This window comes from Gilliamella sp. B2824 (assembly GCF_026536245.1).
In the GTDB taxonomy this organism is placed as follows: Bacteria; Pseudomonadota; Gammaproteobacteria; order Enterobacterales; family Orbaceae; genus Gilliamella.
In genome coordinates, this window is the sequence record NZ_JAFNON010000019.1 from 1 (window position 1) to 6,665 (window position 6,665).

Annotated in this window: 9 protein-coding genes and 2 pseudogenes; 5 read left to right on the top strand and 6 right to left on the bottom strand. The window is 34.4% G+C overall.

Annotated elements, in window-relative coordinates; genetic code table 11:
• The 4 genes from J3U56_RS11725 to J3U56_RS11740 form a co-directional block, all read left to right on the top strand.
• A partial coding sequence (locus tag J3U56_RS11725) for a glycohydrolase toxin TNT-related protein (protein WP_267367847.1) occupies positions 1-952 on the top strand: 952 nt, incomplete at its 5' end.
• Positions 952-1,188: a hypothetical protein gene (locus J3U56_RS11730; RefSeq protein ID WP_267367849.1), complete on the top strand. Its 237-nt coding sequence runs from the start codon at positions 952-954 to the stop codon at positions 1,186-1,188. The genes J3U56_RS11725 and J3U56_RS11730, both read left to right, overlap by 1 nt.
• A gap of 162 nt (positions 1,189-1,350) precedes the next feature.
• Positions 1,351-1,716: a hypothetical protein gene (locus J3U56_RS11735; protein ID WP_267367851.1), complete on the top strand. Its 366-nt coding sequence runs from the start codon at positions 1,351-1,353 to the stop codon at positions 1,714-1,716.
• Complete coding sequence (locus J3U56_RS11740) at positions 1,717-1,983, top strand: hypothetical protein (RefSeq protein ID WP_065620135.1); 267 nt, start codon at positions 1,717-1,719, stop codon at positions 1,981-1,983.
• 62 nt (positions 1,984-2,045) lie between these two features.
• Here J3U56_RS11740 and J3U56_RS12230 read toward each other — a convergent pair whose 3' ends face one another.
• Positions 2,046-2,183, bottom strand: coding sequence for a SymE family type I addiction module toxin (locus J3U56_RS12230; protein ID WP_416380360.1), 138 nt, complete (start codon positions 2,181-2,183; stop codon positions 2,046-2,048).
• A 56-nt stretch (positions 2,184-2,239) separates the two neighbouring features.
• Between J3U56_RS12230 and J3U56_RS11745 the strand changes: the two are divergent.
• A pseudogene (locus tag J3U56_RS11745) lies at positions 2,240-2,800 on the top strand (VENN motif pre-toxin domain-containing protein); the annotation flags it as partial.
• On the opposite strand, the gene J3U56_RS11750 reads toward J3U56_RS11745, so the two are convergent.
• From J3U56_RS11750 to J3U56_RS11770, 5 genes and pseudogenes are all read right to left on the bottom strand, one after another.
• Positions 2,779-3,465: a hypothetical protein gene (locus J3U56_RS11750; protein ID WP_267367858.1), complete on the bottom strand. Its 687-nt coding sequence runs from the start codon at positions 3,463-3,465 to the stop codon at positions 2,779-2,781. The pseudogene J3U56_RS11745 and the gene J3U56_RS11750 overlap by 22 nt on opposite strands.
• 4 nt (positions 3,466-3,469) lie before the next feature.
• Entirely contained in the window at positions 3,470-4,105 is a 636-nt protein-coding gene (locus tag J3U56_RS11755) for a hypothetical protein (protein WP_267367861.1), read from the bottom strand.
• Positions 4,106-4,499: 394 nt separating this feature from the next.
• Complete coding sequence (locus J3U56_RS11760) at positions 4,500-5,411, bottom strand: VENN motif pre-toxin domain-containing protein (protein WP_267367864.1); 912 nt, start codon at positions 5,409-5,411, stop codon at positions 4,500-4,502.
• Positions 5,412-5,716: 305 nt separating this feature from the next.
• Positions 5,717-6,052: a hypothetical protein gene (locus tag J3U56_RS11765; RefSeq protein ID WP_267367866.1), complete on the bottom strand. Its 336-nt coding sequence runs from the start codon at positions 6,050-6,052 to the stop codon at positions 5,717-5,719.
• Positions 6,049-6,665, bottom strand: a pseudogene (locus J3U56_RS11770) (hypothetical protein); the annotation flags it as partial. The pseudogene J3U56_RS11770 and the gene J3U56_RS11765, both read right to left, overlap by 4 nt.

A 6,665-nucleotide genomic window follows, 5' to 3' on the forward strand; every position in this document is an offset into this window, starting at 1 on the left:
ACTGGCCACCGGACTGGCTATTGCCGCATTAGGTGGTGATGCTCAGGATATTAATACCGCTATTGCTGGTGGTAAAAATGCGGTTGAGAATAATGGATTAAGTTGGGCTGATGGTGGATTTGGTGGGGATATTGTAGGTCTTTCACCTGAAACAGGAGCAAACTATGACTCGATTTTACATGGTGCAGCAAATGGTTACTTAACACAGGAGGAAGCTGTTCAGGCATTAAATGACCTGATAAATGGTAAAGGAATGCCAAATGGTAGTGATTATGCTGAATTATGGATGCGGGCACCAGAACAAATTGGGCAATATTTACCTGGGCCAATCGGCACAGCAATGGCAATTTTAGCTGCAACTGATATCGCCATAACAGATACAGATAGAACTAATCTAGTACAATTATTAAATGAAGCAAGCAAAGATTATTTATCTGATTCGAATAATGCAGGATCAATGACAGCCCTTAATAAAATGATAGACCGATTAGGAGCCGGTAGTACAAATACGCATCTTCAAAGTATAATCAAAGGTAATGTTGAATCCAATATTGCAAAAAACCAAAAAGGTAATGAATCAAGTAATTTTGGTGAACACAGTAAATTGGAAGGAAAAGTTCAGGAAGATTTAGGTATTTGGCCACCAAATAGTGGGGCTTATGGGCCAGTCGAAAAAGTGACACTTAAACCAGGTGATTTTGTTGATAGATATGGAAGTACTGCTGGTTTCTATATTTCGCCAGAAGGAGTTGCATTTGAGGCAAGAGCCTTACCATCAACATCATTAAATTCTCCTTATAAAGTTTATGAAATAATAAAACCAATAGAAGATGTATCACAAAGCAAAGTTTTACCGTGGTTCGGCCAGCTTGGTCAAGGAACACAATATAAGTTATCAAAACCTGTAAAATGGTATGTAGATAATGGTTATTTAAAAGAGGTAATAAAATAATGAATAGAGATGAGTTAAAAAAAATTTTAGAAGTTAAAAAAGTTCCCCATATGTCATATAGCCTTGATGGGCTTAAAAATGGAATGAGCTTATGTATTGTACCGGAAAATAATAAATGGAAATTAATTTATGTTGAAAGAAGCAGTAAAAATTATATTGGAGAATACAACTCTGAACATGATGTATGTGATGCATTTTATCAAATAATGAAAGATGACTATGGTTGGAAGGATTGATCATTAAAATTTTATATTTTATTTTTTCTTTTTTTTCATCTGAAATTCCAGTTCGGCAATCTATCTTGCGGAACTGGATTAATTATTTACTAACTATGCGATCTACTTCGCAAGTGTTGCTATCAACTTGCAAATAAGGGAAAAACTGGACAAGCTGAAAAAGTGATACCAAATGAAAATGACTATCTACCAGTAGTTCGTGAAGGTAAAGTAACTTATAGAGCAACTGCTTTTGATAAAGGAATCTCAGGAGCAAGGACATCTGATTTACATATTGATGGGATTGGTAAAATTGATGTTTATACCCCACAAAAATTGGAAATAAAAACTATTTTGAATGGTATAGAGAAAAAGAATCAGCAAACGAACTCTGTGCTTACTCAAGCAAATCTATCAAAAAGTAAAATAACCGAAATAGCTAATAGAACTTGGGGGAAACCTAGTGCAAACAATATAAACACTTTATTCTTCCAAGATTCTAAAGGTCAAATTATTCGTTATGATCGGCCTACTAGAGGAGCTAAATAAATGTCTAAACTTAAATGTCCATGTGGTTGTATTATGGATAATAATACTATGGAAGAGGATTTTTTATATAATCTTGTTCCTCTGAAAAATCTTATGAAAATACTCTCTACTTGGGATGAAATACGGAGTGATTCATATGCAGATAAGTTGACTGAATTATATGACAAAGATACTAAAGAAGTTTATATTTGCCCTTCATGTGGTCGAATATTAGTCGCAAGCGATAAAGATCCTAATGTTTTTGATTCATATATAAAAGAAGATTAATTTATTGCCAGTTCTGCGATTTCTATCGCAGAACCGAACTAATTATCTCTTGATTATGCGATCTAATTCGCATGTTGGACAATCAGCTTGCCTTTTTTAGCGGTAATAGTGACGGGTTGTCCGGTGGTAAATCCGAGTTCATTTAGCCAATTGTGGTCTGAGGTTGGGCTTTGTGCCTTGTGGCACGTAACCGACGGTATAAAACCACCTAGCCTCTACTGCGGATAATTACGGCAAGGATGTAAAAGACTTAACTGAAGAAGATAAACGCACTATCAGTGCATTCGCCCAACTGACCACCGGTCTGACTATTGCCGTTTCCGGGGGAGATGTGGGTGATGCCGGCACCGCTATCGCTGCGAGTAAAAATGCGGTTGAGAATAACTATCTGGCTCAAGCTACAATAATTGCTTGGCGAGTTCTTCGACCTGGAACATTTGGGCAACAAGTAACAATTACAGCAGTTGATGTACTAGTTGCAAAAGGATTAAGTATTGCTGAAGCCGAATCTTTTTTAACCAGTCTAACGTTCGAACAAAGGAAATTAATTGATCTTGCATTAGTTGATCCAAGGGGAGATAGTAACTTCGAAAATGCAGTACTAAAAACTTATGAAATTTATGGTGGATCTCATCAAAATGAAGGGTATCCTATCCCAGAACCATTACCTCCTTTATCTGCTACGACAATTCAAGAACAAGATGAGGTAACGCTGATAATTCCGAAGCAGCATTTCCAACCTATCTTATCTTTGTTATTTCCTTTCCAGCAAATTAACCTTCACAAATACTTTTTCTATTCATCAGTACCATCATAATCTTTTATCGCTATACAACGATAATCAAATTTCTCTTCTTGAGAAAAATATTGAGCAAAGTAATTTCTATTCCACAAATGAGATTTTTTATTATTGAACTTTAAATCTTCAATATTAATTTTCTTATATTGAATTTTTTGGTGCATTTCTTCATTTAAAGCTCTTATCTGATCTTGATTTATAAATACATCATACCCTGCCGTATGTAATATCATATTTTCTTCGTTAAATAACAATTCAATACTTCCAGAAAAAATAACTCTTACATAAACCATTGTGTCTTGAAAAGTAAGACTGTTTGCATAACAAACTATTGCTAAATCATTTTTAAGAAACTGTGTTCGCCAAGAATGAAAATAATCTTTTTCATTAACCATAAGAATTTGAGCACATTTGGGGTTTTTTATAATTAATTTTGCTTTTTTCAATAATACAACAGGGTCCTCATTGTTTTTAATAAAATTATGAGGATTTTTTTTTAAAATAATATTATAGAAAGGCTCATCGGTATATAAATTAATTGCAATATTTTCTAGATTAATTTCATATAATGATGATAAATTTTCTGTAATCGCGGGGATTCTAATAAAATTATTTAATCCTATCATTTCATCAAAATGAATCATTGTTGCATAATGATTAGTTATATCTAATTTATAATTCATAGCATCATTTCTTTTTAAATGTATATTCGATTAATTCACTACTTCCAATTGATTTACCATTAGTTTGTGTATGACCATTGTTTGGTACCTTTGTTTTATTAATTAAAACAAGACCTTTATCGGAAGCATTCTTTTCTAGATTTCTTAAAGTCCCATTTGATATGGATCCTTTAATAGTAATAGTCCCTTCACTTGATAAAACTCTCAAAATTTCATTATTCAATGGATCATACTTATATGGGTTTTCCATAATAATTCTATTTTGCGAACCTGTTGCAATATTTGGCAAATCATTAGCATTGCCAGGATAAACACCTTTTCCCATAGGATAATCAGGATGAGATATATTATAAGCGCCTTCAATTGGCTTATTTCCTGCACCGATATTTAATGTTCCTCCTTGTTCGGGTTTATTTAAATATCCTCCTGTCCCCTTTCCGGCATTAATTTGTTTAATGATTGTATTATTTGCTCTATCATAAACAATTTTATAAGCCCCGTTTTCACTAAGAGTCGTTCTTATTTCATTTAATAGGGCTGATGGATTTTCTATTAGGTTATTTTTATATAATTCCATTATTGCGGCAAGGTCATTTAATTCAGCCTTACTTAATGAATTAGCAAATACGCTAGCAGTCATCCCAAAACCTGCCGCTGGATTACCTTCAAATCCAACCGTTTCGATTAACCTCGTTGCTACATTATTAGCACACAAGATTGGATTAGCTGAACAAAAAACAATGTGCTACGATGAGGATCTCGGATATAAAAAATCCCAGTTTTTACGCTGGGATCTTAATTATTTGCCAAAGATCTTAATTCTTAAACGACGACACTCCAAATACCACATATAGATTCCTACAGGAATACCAAAAGGAGCTAGTTTACAAGCTATATATATATCTTTAGTATTAATTACAAATTCATTTGTTTTAAAATAAAACAAAAATGAAAATATTAAACTTATAATTAAAATACTAAAAAACAAGATTAAAGGCATCGTTATACATAGAAACAGCAATACTAAATATTTTCTATTTTTCTTCATCTTTTTTACTCTTCATCAGATCATTAATATTCTTTTGAATTAATTCTCCTGTAGCAGAGCCTACGACTCCCCCGGAAATAGCCGGAATAGAACTGTGAGAAGCGGGTTTAGTAATAGTCCAAATTCCAATAGGAACCCATTCATATTGTTTTGAAATTGGATTAAACATTTTTTCTAATGAACCTTGTAACATCTTGCCGCCAAGATAACCAAAACCAGATCCTATTGCACCAGCTGCAGCACCAATTAACGGTTCTTCATCTTTTAAATAATTTGATGTTGCACCACCTGTAGCATTCCAACCTATTGTCCCCCAAAAACCAGTCCCTGCACCACCAGTAACAACACCAACTCCTGATGCAATTCCTACATCAGTCCAATTAATGCTACCATCATCATTTAAAGTATATTGCATTCCGGCATTGATAGCACCACTTAATGAACCACCAATGATTGCACTATTAGGTAGAATTATACCTCCAACAATAACACCAGTTACAACACCGTTTGCAATTGCTCTATCTCGAATCATTTCATTAGCATAATCAGTTGCTGCTTTTTCATCACCTTTAAATAGTAACAAACCATCTCGATAATCACGGTCAAATTCATCCATTACTTGCAAGGCCATAAAATTATTCTCAACCGAGTTCGTACCGGCAGCAATAGCGGTGCCAGCATCACCCACATCTCCCCCGGCAACGGCAATAGCCAGTCCCGTGGCCAGTTGGGCGAGTGCGCTGATGTTTTGTTTTTCTGCTTCGGTTAATTCGTTGTCGTTTTTATCCCCATAGAATGTTTTTCGAATGACTTGCGCTGCCAGTTCACCCCCAACAGCACCTGCACCACCAACAAGTCCTGAGTTGCCTTGTAGCTCGGCAACCAATCTGCTAATCACAACAACTCGACACTAAGAGGTAGTTATTTTAACTAAGGTCTATTCTAAACCAAAAACAGCCCTGCTAAAGATGAACAACTTATTACACCGTTGGGGATCGCTCTAACGTTGGTAGGGGTATTCCCCCCCTTAATTTACCATTAAAGACAACCGGCTAAATGAACTCGGATTCACCACAGGCCAATCCGTCACCATCACCGCTAAAAATGGCGCTAACTTGAGAAGTAGATCGCATTGTTGATAAATGATTAATTTAGTTCTGCGATGGGAATCGCAGAACTGGGAAAATAGCTTGCCAAAATAAATCAGTTTGTATAAATCTCTTTCATAATTTTATCTAAATATTCCCTGCTTTCCTTTTTTGCTCTACCTTTCCCTTGTATTGACTTTTTATATTCATCGACAGTTATTATTGAATTCTTCGTTATCGAGTGATCTATTTTTGAAACATCAAATTCAATAACATATTTACCATTAACAAGATAAGTATATATATCTGCATACTGATCTATATTTTGATAAATAAAATATGCAGATGTTAATTCGCCAAATTCTGACAAGAAAAAAGGATAAATTTTTTCCTTTTCCAATTTATGAAAATTAGCCAAATTTCTTTCAATTAATTCATCTTCGTTCATCATAAAGGTATTCTTCCTGGTGTTGCTGTAATTAAATTACCAGCTTTATCTGTAAGTATTGTTATAGTATTAGTTGGTTTTCCACTAAACTTATCGACTCCAATATTTTTATCAAGGGTAATAACTCGTTCATAAATCTTCTGTTGGGTATTTGTTCCCTTAATAATAGAAAATCTTGTATTGCTAATTGGGACATTCCTAACTTGATCACTTCCAATAAGTGATTTAGCTTCTGCTTCACTAATAGTAAACTGACTTGCATTACTATTACTATTAAAATGTCTATTCAAAACATGATTCCAACCTTTTGCTGAATCACCATTTTGAATATTAATACGAGATTGAACAATAGGATTTTCCAAATCGGCTTTATCTATAACTTTATCAGCGCCATTTGAAACTTTATAGCCATTAGATGTTGTCTGGGACTTATCTTCACTTGCTGATGATTTATCTTTATTATTATGATCATCATCAGGTGGTAATCCTGGCGCACCACCTGCTGTAATAGCCCCTGCACCTCCCAATTTGTTATTGTTGCTATCGTTATCCCCTGATGATTCGTTATAAATTCTATCACCAAAGGTTTCATCACCAAACATGATTGGTGCCAAAC